The 16466-nt window shown below is 67.6% G+C and carries 16 protein-coding genes and 1 tRNA gene; 8 read left to right on the top strand and 9 right to left on the bottom strand.

All coding sequences use genetic code 11. The features are described from left to right. Positions 1 to 60: 60 nt before the first annotated feature. Genes pyrG through VJ162_RS10145 form a run of 3 tightly spaced genes read left to right on the top strand, consistent with a single transcriptional unit; the run spans position 61 to position 2956 of the window. A complete protein-coding gene (pyrG, locus tag VJ162_RS10155) occupies positions 61 to 1731 on the top strand; it encodes a glutamine hydrolyzing CTP synthase (RefSeq protein ID WP_324663995.1) in 1671 nt (556 codons plus the stop codon). Then, positions 1731 to 2648, top strand: a complete 918-nt coding sequence (gene guaA / locus VJ162_RS10150; protein WP_324663994.1) for a glutamine-hydrolyzing GMP synthase — start codon at positions 1731 to 1733, stop codon at positions 2646 to 2648. The genes pyrG and guaA overlap by 1 nt, the downstream gene beginning before the upstream one ends. Beyond that, positions 2645 to 2956, top strand: coding sequence for a DUF7126 family protein (locus VJ162_RS10145; protein ID WP_324663993.1), 312 nt, complete (start codon positions 2645 to 2647; stop codon positions 2954 to 2956). The genes guaA and VJ162_RS10145 overlap by 4 nt, the downstream gene beginning before the upstream one ends. 19 nt (positions 2957 to 2975) lie before the next feature. Here VJ162_RS10145 and VJ162_RS10140 read toward each other — a convergent pair whose 3' ends face one another. From VJ162_RS10140 to VJ162_RS10125, 4 genes are all read right to left on the bottom strand, one after another. Beyond that, entirely contained in the window at positions 2976 to 3650 is a 675-nt protein-coding gene (locus VJ162_RS10140) for an MBL fold metallo-hydrolase (RefSeq protein ID WP_324663992.1), read from the bottom strand. Positions 3651 to 3695: 45 nt separating this feature from the next. Further along, complete coding sequence (locus VJ162_RS10135) at positions 3696 to 4520, bottom strand: aldo/keto reductase (protein WP_324663991.1); 825 nt, start codon at positions 4518 to 4520, stop codon at positions 3696 to 3698. 48 nt (positions 4521 to 4568) lie between these two features. Beyond that, positions 4569 to 5534: a beta propeller repeat protein gene (locus VJ162_RS10130; protein ID WP_324663990.1), complete on the bottom strand. Its 966-nt coding sequence runs from the start codon at positions 5532 to 5534 to the stop codon at positions 4569 to 4571. A 197-nt stretch (positions 5535 to 5731) separates the two neighbouring features. Beyond that, the gene (locus VJ162_RS10125) at positions 5732 to 6697 is read right to left on the bottom strand and encodes a molybdopterin-binding protein (RefSeq protein ID WP_324663989.1); all 966 of its coding nucleotides are present in this window, start codon (positions 6695 to 6697) and stop codon (positions 5732 to 5734) included. 120 nt (positions 6698 to 6817) lie between these two features. On the opposite strand from VJ162_RS10125, the gene VJ162_RS10120 reads away from it, so the two are divergent. The 3 genes from VJ162_RS10120 (at position 6818) to VJ162_RS10110 (ending at position 9307) form a co-directional block, all read left to right on the top strand. Beyond that, on the top strand, positions 6818 to 6979 hold the full coding sequence (locus tag VJ162_RS10120) for a hypothetical protein (RefSeq protein ID WP_324663988.1): 162 nt from the start codon (positions 6818 to 6820) through the stop codon (positions 6977 to 6979). Positions 6980 to 7136: 157 nt separating this feature from the next. Continuing rightward, entirely contained in the window at positions 7137 to 7430 is a 294-nt protein-coding gene (locus tag VJ162_RS10115; protein ID WP_324663987.1) for a hypothetical protein, read from the top strand. Positions 7431 to 7531: 101 nt separating this feature from the next. After that, positions 7532 to 9307 carry a histidine kinase N-terminal 7TM domain-containing protein gene (locus VJ162_RS10110; RefSeq protein WP_324663986.1) on the top strand — a complete coding sequence of 592 codons (1776 nt, stop codon included), beginning with the start codon at positions 7532 to 7534 and terminating at the stop codon, positions 9305 to 9307. 1 nt (position 9308) lies between these two features. On the opposite strand, the gene idi is transcribed toward VJ162_RS10110, so the two are convergent. From idi to VJ162_RS10085, 5 genes are all read right to left on the bottom strand, one after another. Continuing rightward, positions 9309 to 9869 (bottom strand): isopentenyl-diphosphate Delta-isomerase, encoded by a 561-nt coding sequence (idi, locus tag VJ162_RS10105; RefSeq protein ID WP_324663985.1) that lies wholly within the window; start codon positions 9867 to 9869, stop codon positions 9309 to 9311. Positions 9870 to 10013: 144 nt separating this feature from the next. Then, positions 10014 to 10862 (bottom strand): DUF4013 domain-containing protein, encoded by an 849-nt coding sequence (locus VJ162_RS10100; RefSeq protein ID WP_324663984.1) that lies wholly within the window; start codon positions 10860 to 10862, stop codon positions 10014 to 10016. 263 nt (positions 10863 to 11125) lie between these two features. Next, positions 11126 to 11199: transfer RNA gene (locus VJ162_RS10095), tRNA-Ile, on the bottom strand. Positions 11200 to 11300: 101 nt separating this feature from the next. Further along, positions 11301 to 11849, bottom strand: coding sequence for an FxsA family protein (locus tag VJ162_RS10090; RefSeq protein ID WP_324663983.1), 549 nt, complete (start codon positions 11847 to 11849; stop codon positions 11301 to 11303). A 232-nt stretch (positions 11850 to 12081) separates the two neighbouring features. Continuing rightward, a complete protein-coding gene (locus VJ162_RS10085; protein ID WP_324663982.1) occupies positions 12082 to 13452 on the bottom strand; it encodes a cytochrome P450 in 1371 nt (456 codons plus the stop codon). 539 nt (positions 13453 to 13991) lie between these two features. Between VJ162_RS10085 and VJ162_RS10080 the strand changes: the two genes are divergently transcribed. Both VJ162_RS10080 and VJ162_RS10075 read left to right on the top strand, forming a co-directional pair. Next, entirely contained in the window at positions 13992 to 15608 is a 1617-nt protein-coding gene (locus VJ162_RS10080) for a DUF255 domain-containing protein (protein ID WP_324663981.1), read from the top strand. A gap of 49 nt (positions 15609 to 15657) precedes the next feature. Then, positions 15658 to 16464 (top strand): TrmB family transcriptional regulator, encoded by an 807-nt coding sequence (locus tag VJ162_RS10075; protein ID WP_324663980.1) that lies wholly within the window; start codon positions 15658 to 15660, stop codon positions 16462 to 16464. Positions 16465 to 16466 lie beyond the last annotated feature (2 nt).

Raw genomic sequence — 16466 nt, 5'->3', positions numbered from 1 at the left:
CTCGCTGGCGAAGATGGCGGGGTCCGAAACCGTTTTGAGGGCACGGGAGCCACCGACAGTATGCCGACCGAACCCGAAACGGACTACGACCCGGAACTGGGTCGCAAGTTCATCTTCGTCACCGGCGGCGTGATGTCTGGTCTGGGGAAAGGCATCACCGCCGCAAGCACGGGCCGCCTTCTGAAAAACGCCGGGTTCGACGTGACTGCGGTCAAGATTGACCCGTATCTCAACGTCGACGCCGGGACGATGAACCCCTTCCAGCACGGCGAGGTGTACGTGCTCAAGGACGGTGGGGAGGTCGACCTCGACCTGGGGAACTACGAGCGGTTCCTCGACATCGACATGACCTTCGACCACAACATCACGACGGGCAAGACCTACCAGCACGTCATCGAGAAGGAACGCGCCGGCGATTACCTGGGTCGGACGGTCCAGATTATCCCGCACATCACCGACGACATCAAGCGACGCATCCGGGAGGCCGCCGAGGGCAACGACGTCTGTATCATCGAGGTCGGGGGGACCGTCGGGGACATCGAGGGGATGCCCTACCTCGAAGCGCTGCGCCAGTTCGCACACGAGGAAGACGAGGAGGACATCCTCTTTACCCACGTGACGCTGGTGCCGTACTCGAAAAACGGCGAGCAGAAGACCAAACCGACCCAGCACTCGGTGAAGGAACTCCGGTCTATCGGGCTCCAGCCCGACGTGCTGGTCGGTCGCTGTTCGGACAAGCTCGACATCGACACCAAAGAGAAGATCGCGCTGTTCTGTGACGTCCCCACCGAGGCCGTCTTCTCGAACCCCGACGTCGACGACGTCTATCACGTCCCGCTGATGGTCGAGGAGGAGGGGCTAGACGAGTACGTCATGGAGCGACTCGACATCAAAGACGAGGCCCTGCCCGAGAGCGAGCGGGAGAACCGCTGGCGTAACCTCGTCACCCAGCAGACCGAGGGCGAAGTCGACGTGGCGCTCGTCGGCAAGTACGACCTCGAGGACGCCTACATGTCCGTCCACGAGGCGCTGAAACACGCCGGCCTGGAGAAAAACGTCGACGTCAACGTCGACTGGGTCAACTCCGAGAAGATGCCCGACCACCACGAGTCCCGGATGCGCGAGGCCGACGCCATCGTCGTCCCCGGCGGCTTTGGCACCCGCGGGACCGAGGGCAAGATCGAAGCCATCCGGTACGCCCGCGAGAACGACGTGCCCTACCTGGGGCTGTGTCTGGGCTTCCAGCTTGCGGTCATCGAGTACGCCCGCAACGTCCTGGGGCTTGAGGGGGCCCACTCGGCGGAACTCGACGAGGAGACGCCCCACCCCGTCATCGACATCCTGCCCGAGCAGTACGAGGTCGAGGACATGGGCGGGACGATGCGGCTTGGCGCCCACGAGACCGACATCGAACCGGACACGCTGGCCGCGGCGCTGTACGGCGGCGACTCCTGTACGGAACGCCACCGGCACCGCTACGAGGTGAATCCGGAGTACTTCGAGGAACTGGAGTCCGCCGGGCTGAAGTTCTCCGGACGCTCTGCCAATCGCATGGAGATACTCGAACTCGCGCCCGAGGAGCATCCGTACTTCATCGGCACGCAGTTCCACCCCGAGTTCCGGTCCCGACCCACGAGAGCGAGCCCGCCCTTCGTCGGCCTCCTCGAGGCCGTCGTCGGCGACGAACCGCACGTGTCTGACGACACGGGGACCACGGAGGTGAGCCACTGATGGTCAACCCCGATGAGTTCATCGACGAGAAGATCGAGGAGATAGCCGACGCGGTCGGCGAGAAAAACGCCGTCATCGGCCTCTCCGGTGGCGTCGACTCCTCGACGGCCGCGGCGCTGGCCTACGAGGCCATCGGCGACCAGCTCACCGCCGTCTACGTCGACACCGGCCTCATGCGGAAAGGCGAGACCGACGAGATTCGCGACACGTTCGACTACATGGACTCGCTGCGTATCGTCGACGCGAAAGACCGCTTTCTCGACGAACTCGAAGGCGAGACCGACCCCGAGGAGAAGCGCCACATCATCGGCGAGCAGTTCATCCGGGAGTTCGAGAAGGTCGCCCGCGAGGTCGACGCCGACTACCTCGTCCAGGGGACCATCTACCCCGACCGCATCGAATCGGAGGGGACCATCAAGTCCCACCACAACGTCGGCGGGCTCCCCGAGCGCATCGACTTCGACGGTATCGTCGAGCCGATGCGGGACCTCTACAAGGACGAGGTCCGCGAGGTCGCTCGCGCGCTCGACTTAGAGGAGATAATCTCCGAGCGGATGCCCTTCCCCGGCCCCGGGCTGGCGGTGCGCATCATCGGGGAGGTCACCGAGGAGAAACTGGAGGTGGCCCGCGAGGCCAACCACGTCGTCGAAGAGGAGCTAGAGGAGTACGAACCCTGGCAGGCCCTGGCCGCCGTCATCGGCAAGGCCACGGGCGTCAAGGGCGACAACCGCGTCCACGGCTGGGTCGTCGCCGTCCGCTCCGTCGAATCGCGCGACGGGATGACTGCCCGCGCACAGGAACTCGACTGGGACACCCTCCAGCGGATGCAATCGCGCATCACGGGCGCCCACGAGAACGTCGCCCGCGTCGTCTACGACGTGACACACAAACCGCCCGCGACAATCGAGTACGAATGAACGTCGTCCTCGTCGGGGACGACCCCGAACGGATGCGCGAGGCGCTTGAAAGCGAGGGCTACACGGTCACCGTCGCCGACGTGGGCAACCGCCCCGGCCTGGAGGAGGCCGGCGTCATGGACGCCGAGGTGTACCTGCTGACCGAGATGGCCCAGGCCACCTCTATCGCAGTCGCGAAGGACCTCAACCCCGACTTGCGGGTCGTCGTCTACGCCGAGGGGTCGCTGCCCGACTTCGCCTCCCGCCAGACCGACCTCGTCGTCGACCCCGGCCTGCTGGGGCCCGACGCGGTCGCAGAGGAGCTGTAGCGGCTCGCCGCGCCTGTTTTCAGAGCCGTCCCACCACGTCCGCCAGCCGCTCGCTTCCGCCCGTCTTGAACGGGACGCCGTGGCCCATCCCGGCGATCTCGAACTCGGGCGCCCGTTCGACCAGCGACCGGATGCTCCGCTCGACGTCGTCGGTGTCGTAGCTCAACAGCCACGGCGACGGATGGAAGCGTCCGTCGGCCCGTTCGACGACGAGGTCCCCCAGAAACGCCGCCGAAAGCGTCTCGCTGACGTAGCAGACGTGACCCGGCGTGTGTCCGGGCGTCTCGTAGACGGTGAACGACCCCACGGTGTCGCCGTCTGTCAGCGGCTCGACCGGGTTGTCGGGCGGCGAGACGAGCGGGCGGCCGAGTCGCTGGATGAACCCCTTGTGGTTCGACAGCGGCGCCGTCCGGTCGCCGGTGACGAAGGGAGTGTCTCCCGCACCGACGTAGATGGTCAGGTCGGCGCCGTCGAACGCCGAGAGCCCGCCGACGTGGTCCACGTCGTAGTGTGTGAGCAAAACCCGGTCCAGGTCCCGGAGTTCGAAGCCCGCGTCCCGGAGCCCGCCGATGAGGGCGCTGGCGTGAAAGCGCGTCCCGGTGTCGACCAGCGTCAGGGCGTCGTCGTCGACCAGATAGGCGTTGGTTCCACTGAGGTCGTACCACCACACGTCCTCGGAGAGCGGGGTGACCATAGCGGCCGTTCGGCCTCCGGGTGGAAAATTCGCCCGAAACGCTGGTCAGAACGGCAGCTGCGACCGGACGAACTGGTAGGCCGTCTTCCCCTTCGAGGGGTTGCGAATCCACGCTAGCTCCTCGTCGGTCAGCTCGAAGTCGAATATCGCCATGTTCGCCTCCAGATGCTCGCGGCTCGACGCCTTGGGGATGGCGGCGACGCCCTCCTGCTGGACCAGCCAGCGCAGCGCGACCTGGGCCGGCGACTTGCCGTAGCGGTTGCCGATAGTGACCAGCGCGGGGTCGTCAAGCACGCCCCCGCGTGCCAGCGGGCTGTAAGCCGTCAGCAGGACGTCGTGGATGCGACAGTAGTCCAGTAGTTGCCGCTGGTCCCAGTAGGGGTGGTACTGGACTTGGTCGGTGAGTATCGGGGCGTCCGAGAGCTCGCGGGCCCGGTCGAGGCGGGCCGGTGAGAAGTTGCTGACGCCGATGTGCTCGACCAGCCCGTCGTCGACGAGGTCGTTCATCGCGTCGAGGGTCTCGGAGAGGGGCGCCATCCACGGGGTGTTGGGCCAGTGGATGAGCAGGCAGTCGAGGTAGTCGGTACCGAGGTCGTGCAGGCTCTTGCGGACCGACCGGCGGACGCTTCTGGCGTCCCGGTTGGAACCGTCGAGTTTGGTCACGAGGAACACGTCCTCCCGATCGACGTCGGCGGCCTCGATGCCCCGACCGACCCGGCGCTCGTTGCCGTAGGCCTGTGCGGTGTCGACGTGGCGGTACCCAAGCTCCAGGGCCGTCTCGACCGTCTCGGTACACGCCGGGCCGGTCAGCTGCCAGGTGCCCAGTCCGAGCGCGGGGACCGAGGCGTTCTGGACCTCGATAGCGTCCATACGACACCTACTCCTGCCAGCGGGATAACGGCGACGCCAAAACCGGCGCTATCGTTCGAGGACGGTCCCGCCCGCGCCGACGGCAACGTCAGTGGCGCCGCGGACGACGGCCTGCAGGTTCGCGCCGGTCGGGGTCTGGCGCTGTGTCCAGCCGTCGGCCAGTTCGTACACCGCGCCGCCCCCGCCGACCGTCAGGCCGGCGCCGTCGGCGTCAGTCACCTCGATGTCCCGTAGCCCGGCGTCGCCGGTGTCGGTCGGGGTCCACTCGCTGCCGTCCCAGCGGAAGACCATCCCGCCGCCGCCGCCGGAGACCCGGACGTCGTCGAACCCGTCGCTATCGACGCCGTAGAAGTTGACGTTGGCGTCGGCGAGGCCGGTCTTGTTCCACGTCGAACCGTCCTTTGTTCGGAAGACGGACTTGTTGCCGTCGACGATGTGGCCCGAGCGCTCGTCGCAGAAGTCGACGGCGTTGATGGCCGACCCGGAGCCCGGCGTCACGTAGTCCCACGTCTGGCTCGCGCCGTTCTCGAAGGAGTAGTACAGCTTCCCGGAGTCGCCGGCGACGTAGACGTTCGCCTCGCCGGCCGCGCCGGTCACCGCGACGTCGTTGAAGTTGTTGGTCACGTCGTTGGGCGCGCTGTGGTCGGTGACGACGCCCGTCGAGACGTCGTACTCGCCGATGGCGCCGGAGCTACCGACGAACCACAGCGCCCGCCCGTCGTCGGTGACGTCCGCGCCGTAGAGGTTGTTGCCGTTGCCGGTCGGCCCGCCGTCGAGGACCTTCCTCCAGCCCTCGGCGGCGCGTTCGAGGACGATACCGCCGCCGCCGACGGCGTAGGCGCCCGCGTCGGTGTATTCGACGTCGTGGAGCGTGTTCCCCGTGGGGGCCTCGACGGACTCCCAGCCGCCGGCCGCCAGAGCACTCCCGGGGAGTGCCGTCGTGCCTATCGCCGCTGTCAGTGACGCGCCGATACCTCGGAGGACGTTGCGTCGAGTCGGAGAGCGGTCGGACATTGCACTCGGAGCGTGTGGGGAGTAACACTTGAAGGGGGTTCGTGGTTAATGCCGATTCAGACCGTTTGTACGCTTTGGGGCCGGGATTTCGACGGTTTGAGCCACTCACACCGCTGGAACCAGTACACGCCCGGTCGTCGGGATAAACCGGCCTAAAACGAGTAAAGCGTGACGGCAAAACCGAGTCTGAGCGACAGTCACCCGTCGAGCTGGTCGACCAGCACCGGGGCTTCGGTCGCCAGAATCTCCCTGACCGCCAGCTCGGCCGCCCCGGCGTCGCCGGGCAGACAGAAGACGAGCGTCCCGTCGCTGACGCCGGCCGTCGACCGGACGCCAACGATGCCGGTGCCGACGTGGTCGGCCAGCCGGGCGCGAAACGCCTCGCCAAAGCCCGGCAGCGCCTTCTCCAGCAGCGGATGGACCGCCTCGACGGCCATGTCGTCGGCCGTCAGCCCGACGCCCCCGACCGTGACGACCACGTCGACGGCCTCGCGACCGACCAGCGTGTCGACCATCTCCTGGATGCCGTCGTAGCCGCCACGCAGCCGCTCGCGCCGCACGACCGCGTGTCCGGCCGCCTCGAACGCCGCTGTCACGGTGTCTTCGAGCGCGTCCCGGTCGCCGGACACCGTCACCACAGCCACGTCGACGGACCGACTCGGCGTGGCCCGTGGCGGCGCTTCGGCCGCTGTCTGTTCCGGCTCGCTTTCCGTGAGGGCTTTTTCGGTCTCGGCCGGCTCGTCTCGCCCGGCCGTCTCCCCGAGTGGGTCGGCCGCCTCCGCGTCGGCCGCGTGGGCAGTGGCGTCTGCTGACCGGGACTTGTCCCTGCCTGTCTCGGCCGCCCCCGCCTCGTTCGGGCCCGCATCTTCGGCCAGCGGGTCCGTGCCCGCGGCGTCGGCCGTCTCGGTGACGGCGTCCTCGTCCGGTTCCGCGGTCCTCTCCGCCCCAGCGTCGTCCTCCTCGGAGGCAGCGCCCTCGGCCAGCGGATCGTCGGTCCCCTCCGCCCCAGCGTCGGCCGTCTCGGCGACGGCGTCCTCGTCCGGTTCCGCGGCTTCCTCGTCCCCATCCGTGGCGTCGTCCTTGCTTGCGTCTGTGGTCTCCGACGACGAGTCCGCGTCGTCGGTGGGGCCACGGCGCGTATCGCGGGACTGGAAATCGACCATGCCGGGACAACGGCCTACGCCGAGTAAACGCTTCCCCCGGCGTGACGGGCGCTCCCGACGGACGATAGTTCTGGGGACTAATACGGAAAATTTATGGCGGTTTTGGACGAGAAATAGCGTATGCAAGGGGTCATCCACGTAGTGTGTCACGAATGCCCGTTCGAGGGGCTCTACGCGTCGCCGAGGGCCGCCACGGGGAAACGCGAGGCCCACGAACACGAGCACGACCACCGTGTCAGTCACCTCGAAATCAGCCGTCCGGAGCCGCTGACAGACGCCTGAGTGTGGCCGCCGCCCGAGTCACGGGGCATGTCCCGGACCGCCAGTGTTTTGCGCCCGCTGACCCGACGGTGAGCCATGCAGGCAGTACACCGGGTCCCGGCGCTCGTGCGGCCCACTCGCTCGTTTCAGCGGCCAGCAACGCAGGCGGGTGCGTTCGATGGGTAGCGACGCGACCGACGACGACGACTACGTCCACCGGCCAAGCGGTGAACCGCCCCGCCAGGCGGAGACCGGCGAGGAGTTCGGCACGGAGGGGTGGATACTCGTCGGTATGATTCTCCTTGGCTTTCTCGTCGTCCCCGTCGCCATCTTGCTCCTGCCGGCCGCACAGGGTGTCGTCCGGTCGCTCGGGCTGACACTCCGGGCCGCCTATCTGGCCCTGCCGCTGGTCCCGGCGTTCCTGCTTGGGGCCGTCGCGGTGTGGTCGGCGCTGCGCTCGCGCCGGTCGTAGGCGCGGCCCGCCGTTCGCGAGACCACTGTGACAGGCCGTAGTATCGGAGGCGATACTGGGCCGCGAACGTTTATACCGGCGTCTACCCACCACAAAAGCAAATGGTCTCCGCGCCCCTCGCGGCGGTTCTGCTGGCCGCCGTGGTCGGGATGGGTGTGGCCGTTCTGGCCTGGCTCCACCGCGACCGACCGGGTGCCGGCCCGCTGGCGGCCTTCGTCGTCGCGGCCAGTCTCTGGGCCGTCGCACACGGGCTCGAACTCGTGGTCCCCGGCGTGGTGTTGATGGAGCGACTGCTCCAGATACAGCTCACGCTCTCGGTCGTCGTCCCCGTCGCGTGGCTCGTGACGGTGCTTGAGTACACCGGCCACCCCTACTGGCTCTCCCCCAGACGCGCCGCGCTGTTGTTGATAGAGCCCGCCGTCTTCGTCACGCTGGTGTGGTCGAACGTCACACACCAGTACGTCTGGTACGACGTGACGGTCGTGACCGCCGCCGAGACCTCCACGCTCGTCCCGGTCTGGGGACTGGCTCGCTGGGGGCACCTCGCGTACATGCTCGTGTTGATACTGGCCGGCGGCGTCCTCCTCATCCGGACCATGCTGCGGACTAGCGACCGCTTTCAGGGACAGGTGCTCGCACTGCTGGTCGCCATCACCGTCCCGACGGTCGGCCACTCGATCCACGCGTTCAATCTGGTGCCCGCGCGCTTTGACCCGACGAGCCTGGGATACGTCGTCTCCGGTGTGGTGCTGTCAGGGGCGATGCTCCGCGGTCAGCTGCTAGACGTCGCTCCGATCACGCGCGACCTGGGCCGGGAGGCGGTGTTTGCCGAGATAGATGACGCGGTCATCATCGTCGATGGGTCGGGCCGCATCGTCGACGTCAACGCCGCCGCCACCGTGTTCTTCTCGGAGGCCCCCGCGGCGCTCTCGGGGCGGGAACTGGCCGCCGAGCTGCCCGAACTGGCCGAGACCGTGCCCGAGGAAGGCGAGCGCGCCCAGACGGAGACCCGTCTGGAACACAGCGGCGCCGTCCGATACTACGACGTCCGTATCACGCCGCTGTACCGGTCCTACGGCGTCGTCTCGGGCCACCTCGTCAGCCTCCGGGACGTGACGGACCGCCGCCAGCGCGAGCAGCGCATCGACGTGCTCAACCGACTGCTCAGACACAACATCCGCAACGAGATGAACGTGGTCCGGGGCAACGCCGACCTACTGGCCGACAGCGTCGACCCGGACGAACGGGACCGCATCGACCGCATCGTCCGGACCGTCGACAGCATCGTCGACCGGAGCAACAAGATCGGTCGCGTCTCCGAGGCCCTCGAAAGCGAGCGCGCCGAACCGGTCCGACTTCCGGAGCTACTGGCGACCGCGGTCGCCGAGGCCCGGGACCGCTACCCCCAGGCCGACATCACGCTCGACTGCCCCGAGGAGTGCTGGGTCGACGGCTCGCCGGCGCTCTCGCTCGCGTTCGAGGAACTGCTGGATAACGCTGTAGAGCACAGTGAGGGGGCGCCGACCGTCGACATCACGGTCTCCGTGCGGGACGAGGGTGTCGCCGTCCGCGTCAGTGACGACGGTCCCGGCATCGCCGACCACGAACAGGCCGTTATCCTGGCCGGGGAGGAGACGCCGCTCCAGCACGGTTCCGGCGTCGGGCTCTGGCTCGTCAAATGGCTCGTCCGCAACGTCGGCGGCACGCTCTCCTTTGTCGGCGGCCCGGGGACGACCGTCGAGATAGCGCTTCCGGCGGCGACGCGTCCGGCGGCTGTAGACGGCCAGTCGGCGGTGGACGATACACCACTGGACGATTCGACGGCGGGTAACTCAGCGACGGACGATTCGACGGCGGACGGTCCGTCGACAGTCTGAGCTACCGTTCCTCGTCGCGCCGCATCGCGATTTCGAACCACGGACACAGCCGGAGCTGCCGGTAGTACTCCGGGTGTTCGTCCAGCCGGTCGTAGGGCACCCACATGAGCCCGTCTACCTCCTCGGGGTTGGGAGCAAGCGACGTGTCGGTCAGCGTCGCCTGCAGGACCGCACACACCTCCCACTCCAGGCCGGCGTTCTCGTAGTAGCGTTTGTACTCGAAGCGGTCGGTCACCCGGAGGTCCCCGTACTGGTCCGGAGTGACGCCGAGTTCCTCTTCGAGGCGTTCCTCGGTCGCCTCGACCTGTGTCTGGCCCTCGACGGGATGGGAGGCCACGGTACCGTCCCAGTGGGTGTCCCAGAGGCGTTTGTCGGCCGCCCGCTGGGCCAGCAGGATGCGGTCGTCCTCGTCGAACAGCAGCGCGGTGAACGCCCGATGGCGGATGCCGTCGCCGGTGTGGGCGTCCAGCCGGTTGACAGTCCCCTGTGGGTTGTCGTCGGCGTCGACCGCGATGACATCTTGTTCGGCGTTCCTGTGTGTCTCGGCGGCGTCGGAGGTCATAGCTGCTAGCACACCCGGTGGTGTCTTACGCGCTTCGACTTGCTACGGGGCTCGGGCGGGCAAATACGCCAGGCCCCGCCGCCGAACGCCCGGGGGCCGGCCGACGCTGTGCGCTCGGCCGCGGCAAAACACGCGCGACCGGTGTCAGTCCCAGCGGTCCCCGTCGGTCGGGTCCGGACCGCTGGCGTCGCCGTCCGCGTCGCCTGACTCGCTGGGCCCGCTGGCGATGTCCTCCGGCGTGCCGCTGGTGGCCGTCGTGTCGCCGGCCGCGGTGCGCTGGACGACTTCCATCTTGGTCGGCCCGTCCGGAATCGCCGGCAACTCGCCGATCTCTTCGCGGTAGGCGTCCGCGAAGCCGGTCGCCCAGATGTATGCGACTGCCGACAGCCCGACAAACGTCACGACGAACCCTATCGGAGCGCCGATGATGGTGACTCCTAGGACACCGCTGACGACGCCGACCGCGAAGTTGACCACGACTGCCAGCCCCACGGCCCGCAGCATCACCCTGTTGGTGATAAACGTCCGCAACACGTCGATATCGAAGCCGGCGCTCAGGTCGTCTTTGATGATGAAGTTACAGATCATTATCGGCGCGACGATAGCGATGGCGACGACCCCAACCAGATAGAGGACGCCACCGATGAGCGTCCCGAGCGCCGCGATGGTGCCACTCCCTAAGAGGGCCCCCAGCAGGAGCAACACCCCGGCCGGCAGGAGCGTGACGACCCCGACGACGAGGCCGTATACGAACAGGATGGCGAAGCCCTTCGCGCCGTTGATACTTAGCTGGACGATGTCGTAATCGCCCCATTCCGGCGGCGTCTCGGTGTCCCCCCGCAGGACTCGCCGCATGACCTCCAGTATGTAGCCATACACCGTGAATATCGGGAGGAAGATGAGGAAAGCCAGCAACATCGCCACGCCACCGATCGCGACCCGTTTGACCCAGTCTTCGCCCTGTGTCTGGTAGCGAAGTGCCGCTTCGATCATGTCGTCGTAGCAATTCGCTAATGTCTGTAAATAACTTGTGTCTGTCAGAGACCACTCCCGTCTGCGACTGGGATACGCCTTGGCGGTCTCGATAACGTGATTTATCTCAAACTAGGCGTTGTCTCTCAGTTCTCGCCCTCTGGGGGGTCCTCGACATGGGTCCGTTCCGTCGCTCCGGACACCAACAGCTCGGGACTGTTCGGACCGAAGATGAAGTGGCCGGGGAGTTTTGACCCCAATGACGGCCGGGCCGTCGGTTGGAGTGGGCCAACTCGGATTTGAACCGAGAGCCTCCCGGTTATCAGCCGAGCGCTCAACCTGATTGAGCTATTGGCCCAGGTGAGCGCATTCGATTATTCCCGAGGGGTATAGAAAAGGGTGACGTTTCATCACTGGTAGTGTGAAACCGCCACAGGGGAGTCTGCTGTCGAACGAGTGTCAGCTGTCCTCGCGCTCCTCGAAGTCCACGTCGGTCGCCTTATCGGGGTCGAAGCCGCTGCCGTCGCCACCGGCCGAGCCGCTCGGCCCGGAAGCGCCGGTGTCGGCCGCGCTGTCCTGGTTGGGGAACCCGCCGATGTACACCTGGCCGGAGGCGAAGCCGCCGGTCTTGGCGTCGATGTAGGGGCGGACGGCCCACCGGCGCACCGCCGCCCGAATCGGGATGCGGGTGATGGGAACCGCAAGCAGCAGGCCGACGAAGTCGGTGACGAGCCCGGGCGTGAGGAAGAACGCGCCGGCGGCGACGAGCAGCCCGCCGTCGATGAGTTCGTCGGTCGGGACCTCGCCGGTCGCGAGCTTCTGCTGTATCTTCCGGAGCGTGGTCCGGCCCTCAGCGCGCACGAGCAACATACCGACGAGGGCGGTGAGGACGACCAGCGCCACGATGACCAGCGGTGGGACCGGATAGACGACGCCCGTCGCGAGCGCAACGAGCAGTACCGCGTCGAACAGCGGAATGAGCAACAACAGGGCGATAGCCCGGAGCATACCCCAGATTGCAGGGCCTAGCTCAAACGCTTTTGGATAGCGAGACCGACCAGCGGGAGGTCTCGACAAAGCGCAGCGGCGAGTGTAACGAGCCGCGAGCAGCGAGGTGTCGAACGGAGTGACACCTCGGATTGCGAGCGGGGAACGGAGTGAGCCGCGAGCAGCGAGGCGTTCGTTGTGCTCACGCCTCGAACCGTTACAGTGACCGAAGGGAGCCGTGGAGCGACCGTCGCTACCGCTCGTGAACGCGGACCTCGACGGGGTCGGTCGGCGAGAGCGTGATGCGCATCGCGAGGTCGAGCGGCGGCTCGGTGACGGTCTCGAATCGGTAGCGACCCGCGAGCGTGGCGATGGCGAGTTTCGCTTCCATCCGGGCGAATCGCATCCCGATGCAGTGCCGTGGGCCGCCGCCGAAGGGGTAGTAGGCGTAGTCCGGTAGCTGGGCCTCGAAATCGTCTGTCCAGCGCTCGGGGCGGAAGGCGTCGGGGTCGTCGTACCAGCGGCCGTCGCGGTGGACGAGCCACTGGGGAATCGTCAGCTGGGCGTCCGAGCCGATGTCGTAGCCCCCGAGGGTCACCGGTCGAGTGGGCTGGCGGAAGGTCGTGAACGCGGGCGGATACAGCCGGAGCACTTCGGTCAGTACGTCGTCGAGATACGGCAACTCGAAGAGGTCCTCGGGGGTCGGGTCCGCGCCGTCCAGCACCGAGTCGAGTTCGTCGTGGAGTTTCCGCTGGCGCTCGGGGTGATGGCCCAGCAGGAACCACGCGTAGGTCAGGGTCAGCGCCGTCGTGTCGTGGCCAGCCACCAGAAAGGTAAGCAGCTGGTGGCCCAGCCGTTTCCGGCTCATCGTCGCCTCGTCCAGCGACAGCAACAGCGAGAGGACGTCGTCGCGGGCCTCGCGCTCTTTGGCGCTCTCGGCCCGGCGCTCGGCGATGATGTCGTCGAGCGTCGCCTCGAAGTCCGCGCGGGCCGAGCGGACCCGGCGGTTCGTCGGCGTCGGCACCGCGAGCGGGACGTAGGCCGACAGCGACCGCGGGTCGAGTCGCTCCCGCAACGCCGACAGCAGCGGTTCCAGGGTCCCGGCGGTGCGGTCGATGTCCACGTCGAGCAGCGTCTTCCCCAGCACGCGCAGGGTGTACTCGCGCATCTCGGGCAGCACGTCGACGCGCTCGCCGTCGGCCCAGCCGTCGCCGGTCGCGGCGGCGAAGTCCGTCATCGAGTCGCCGTAGGCCGCTATCTTCTCCCGGTAGAAGGCGGGCTGGAGCGCGGTGCGTTGCTCTTTCCACTCCTCGCCCTCAAGCAGAAAGAGCCCCTCGCCGACGTACTCCCCGAGCGCCCGCTGGAGCAGCGCGCCCTTCTCGTAGTTGCCCGGGTTCGTCACCAGTATCTGCTCGACGAGGTCGGGGTGTGTCACGAAGTAACCGGTCGTCCCCGCGACGTTGTACCCCACCACGTCGGCGTCCATCGCGCCCACGCGGTCGTAAAAGCCAAGCGGGTCCCGCAGCATCGAGAGCGTGTTGTCGAGGACGGGTACGCGGCCCGGGCGTGGCGGCTCGTCACCGGGCGTGACCGGGCCCGGCCGGTCCGCCTCCTGGGTTGCCATTGTATGGGCTTGGGACGGTGGACAGTTCGGTCTTTCGTCCTAGCAACTGTGGTCACAACCATTGTGTCCGTACTCAAACATACTAACAGCCAGAAAGCCCCGAACCGTTCGACTCGGGGTGCTCGCTGCGCTCCTCGCTCGTTACACTCGCTGTGGTGCTTACGTCGCCCGCCTTCGTCGAACGGTTCGCCCCTTTCAGTCCCGCCCGTAGCCGGTTGACCAAACAGTGCTCGGTGGGACTGAAAGGGGCGGCTGGCTTCGGGAACCCCGACGACGCAAGCACCACAGGAACGAACGGAGTGAGTGACGAGGAGCGTGGTTCGAAAGGCGCGCAGCGCCTTTCGTCATCACGAGAGAGCTTCGCTCTCTCGAACGACAGCGAGTCGCGGGACCGAAGCCAGCCGGGGCTTTCTGGCTGTAGACACCAGCGTTGCCGATAGCAACTGAAGTTACCAGTCGACAGACACCCTTCGTTCATCCTAGCCGCACATTTTGTCCAGAGTGACAGCCCCTATGTGTGCCCGTCACCGAGAGCGGGTATGGACGAGTTCGCAGCTGAGACAAAGGTGGAGTGGCGCGAGTGGGGGCCCGAGGCGTTCGAGCGGGCCGCCGACAGCGACAAGCCACTTCTGCTCTCGCTGACGGTCCCCTGGAGCCCGGAGTGTCGGGCGATGGACCGTGGCGTCTTCGGCGAGCCACGCATCGCGGCCAACATCAACGACGGGTTCGTGCCGGTCCGGGTCAACGCCGACCGGAACCCGCTGGTCAGGGAACGCTACACCATGGGCGGGTTCCCGTCGACGGTGTTCCTGACGCCGGCGGGCGAGGTCATCAGCGGCTCGACGTTCCTGGGGCCCGACGGCTTTCGCGGCATTCTCGATTCGGTGCGGGAGTCGTGGGACGCCAAGGGGGCCGCCGCCGGCTCGGTCCCGCGCCAGCTACAGGACGAGGCGCCGCCGGCCGGCAAACTGCGCCCGCGCATCGAGGAGCACATGGTCGAACAGCTGTTGGGGTCGTTCGACGAGGAGTTTGGCGGCTGGGGCTCGGACGTGAAGTTCCCGCTGGCCCGGACCGTCGAGTTCGCGCTGGTGCGGGCCCGCGACCAGGCCACACGCACCCTGGAAGCCATCCAGACCCACCTGCTCGACACCTATGACGGCGGCTTCTACCGCTACGCGACGGGGCGGGACTGGTCGAACCCGCGCAGGGAGAAGCTGTTGGACGAGAACGCGGCGCTGGTACGTGCCTTCGCCCACGGCTACCGCTACACCGGCACCGAGGCCTACCGGGACACGGCCATGCGGACCATAGAGTACTTGACGACCGACCTCTGGACCGGGGACGCCTTCGCGGGCAGCCAGGCCGGCGACGACGACTACTACCAGGCGAGCCCGACCGACCGGGAGGACGCCGACGCCCCACACGTCGACGAGACGGTCTTCGCCGACCGGAACGGCCTCGCCGTCGACGGCCTGCTGTGGGCCCACGCCTACACGGACGACGAGCGGGCAAAGCGCCACGCCCGGCGCGCGCGTGAGTACGTCTGCACACAGCTCGTCGACGGGGACGGCGCGGTGATTCACGACGACGACGCCGACAGCCACCGCGGGCTGCTCATCGACCAGGCCGGAGTCTTGCAGGGGCTGACGACCAGCTGGCAGGTGCTCGGCGAGGGCGGCCCCGCCGCGGCCGTCGCCGACTGGACCGTCGAGCACCGCCAGCAGGACGGCGGCGCGTTCCGCGACGGGCCCGACACCGGCGCCGGCCTCTGTGGCCGCTCTATGCATCCGCTGGACTCGACGGTGGAACTCGCAGACGCCCTCGTGGACCTCGCGGCGCTGACCGGCGAGGACCGGTATCGGGCCGTCGCTCGGGACGCCGTCGAGTCTTTCGCCGGGGCGGCCGAGCGGATGGGCGTCGAGGTGGCCGGCTACGCGGGAGTGGCCGCCCGACTTCGGGACCCACAGCGGCTCGTCGTCGGCACCGAAGCGGGGACTGACCTCCACCGCGCCGCGCTCCGGCTGGCCGACCACGAGACGACTGTGGTACCCGACCCCGACGGCGACGGCGTGGCCCGACACTACGAGGGGCAGTCGGTCACCGCCGAGGGCGAGACCCCGCGGGAACTCGACGCGGCGCTGACCGGGGGCTCGTGAAACAGTAAACCTCCGATTAGTTTTTGTCCACCGACCGTGAGGGTGGCGTATGGCAAGTCTGCGCGACCTGGGCCTCTCGGAGTACGAGGCCCGTGCCTTCCGGTCGCTGCTCGATACCGGACCGACGACGGCCAAGGAGCTGTCCCGGGCCAGCGACGTACCGATGGGACGCATCTACGACGTGCTCAACAGCCTAGAGACCTACCGCCTGGTGCGAAGCCAGACGGCCAGCCGGCCGAAGAAGTACGTCGCCGTCGAGCCCGAGACGGCGCTCGACCGGCTGTTAGACGACAAGAAAGAGGAGCTCGAAGCGAAGGCGGCGCAGTACGAGGACATCGTCTCGGAGCTGGGCGACCAGCTGGAGGCCGGCACCCACGTCGATGAACCGTTCTGGACCGCCGCGGTCGGGCCGGAGGAGACGCTGAACCTCCTGCTTGAGCGGCTGGCCGCCGCCGACGAGCGTATCGTCATCGTCGGCTCCCCGCCCGCACGGCAGCTGGACATCGTCGAGGCGACCGAGCGGGTCGTCGACGAACTGGTCGCCGCCCTGGAACGGGGCGTCGACGTCTCCCTGCTCGTCGAACGGGACCTCTTCGACCGGCTCCCCGAGGGGGTCAACCGCGCGTACTACGAACGGCTCTCGGCGTACGAAAACTACAGCGCCCGCCACAGCGAGCGCGTCTCTACGACGTTCGAACTCCTCGACGACACCGAGGTCTGTATCGAGGTCCCACACCCGATCGGCAGAGACGAGACGTTCGGCGTCATCGACCTGAAAGACCCCTCCTTCACCGCCGATGTGAGCGAGGCCTTCGCCGAGCACTGGGCCGAGGCCACGCCCGTCGGCCCGCCCTGAGA

The organism is Haloarcula sediminis (genome assembly GCF_035656455.1).
Taxonomy (GTDB): Archaea; Halobacteriota; Halobacteria; order Halobacteriales; family Haloarculaceae; genus Haloarcula; species Haloarcula sediminis.
This window is presented reverse-complemented; position numbering and strand designations above follow the sequence as displayed.

Bases quoted from the DNA above. Each gene is read 5' to 3' on its own strand.
- pyrG (WP_324663995.1), top strand. From the start codon at position 61: ATGCCGACCGAACCCGAAACGGACTACGACCCGGAACTGGGTCGCAAG.
- guaA (WP_324663994.1), top strand. From the start codon at position 1,731: ATGGTCAACCCCGATGAGTTCATCGACGAGAAGATCGAGGAGATAGCC.
- VJ162_RS10145 (WP_324663993.1), top strand. From the start codon at position 2,645: ATGAACGTCGTCCTCGTCGGGGACGACCCCGAACGGATGCGCGAGGCG.
- VJ162_RS10140 (WP_324663992.1), bottom strand. From the start codon at position 3,650: ATGGTCACCCCGCTCTCCGAGGACGTGTGGTGGTACGACCTCAGTGGA.
- VJ162_RS10135 (WP_324663991.1), bottom strand. From the start codon at position 4,520: ATGGACGCTATCGAGGTCCAGAACGCCTCGGTCCCCGCGCTCGGACTG.
- VJ162_RS10130 (WP_324663990.1), bottom strand. From the start codon at position 5,534: ATGTCCGACCGCTCTCCGACTCGACGCAACGTCCTCCGAGGTATCGGC.
- VJ162_RS10125 (WP_324663989.1), bottom strand. From the start codon at position 6,697: ATGGTCGATTTCCAGTCCCGCGATACGCGCCGTGGCCCCACCGACGAC.
- VJ162_RS10120 (WP_324663988.1), top strand. From the start codon at position 6,818: ATGCAAGGGGTCATCCACGTAGTGTGTCACGAATGCCCGTTCGAGGGG.
- VJ162_RS10115 (WP_324663987.1), top strand. From the start codon at position 7,137: ATGGGTAGCGACGCGACCGACGACGACGACTACGTCCACCGGCCAAGC.
- VJ162_RS10110 (WP_324663986.1), top strand. From the start codon at position 7,532: ATGGTCTCCGCGCCCCTCGCGGCGGTTCTGCTGGCCGCCGTGGTCGGG.
- idi (WP_324663985.1), bottom strand. From the start codon at position 9,869: ATGACCTCCGACGCCGCCGAGACACACAGGAACGCCGAACAAGATGTC.
- VJ162_RS10100 (WP_324663984.1), bottom strand. From the start codon at position 10,862: ATGATCGAAGCGGCACTTCGCTACCAGACACAGGGCGAAGACTGGGTC.
- VJ162_RS10090 (WP_324663983.1), bottom strand. From the start codon at position 11,849: ATGCTCCGGGCTATCGCCCTGTTGTTGCTCATTCCGCTGTTCGACGCG.
- VJ162_RS10085 (WP_324663982.1), bottom strand. From the start codon at position 13,452: ATGGCAACCCAGGAGGCGGACCGGCCGGGCCCGGTCACGCCCGGTGAC.
- VJ162_RS10080 (WP_324663981.1), top strand. From the start codon at position 13,992: ATGGACGAGTTCGCAGCTGAGACAAAGGTGGAGTGGCGCGAGTGGGGG.
- VJ162_RS10075 (WP_324663980.1), top strand. From the start codon at position 15,658: ATGGCAAGTCTGCGCGACCTGGGCCTCTCGGAGTACGAGGCCCGTGCC.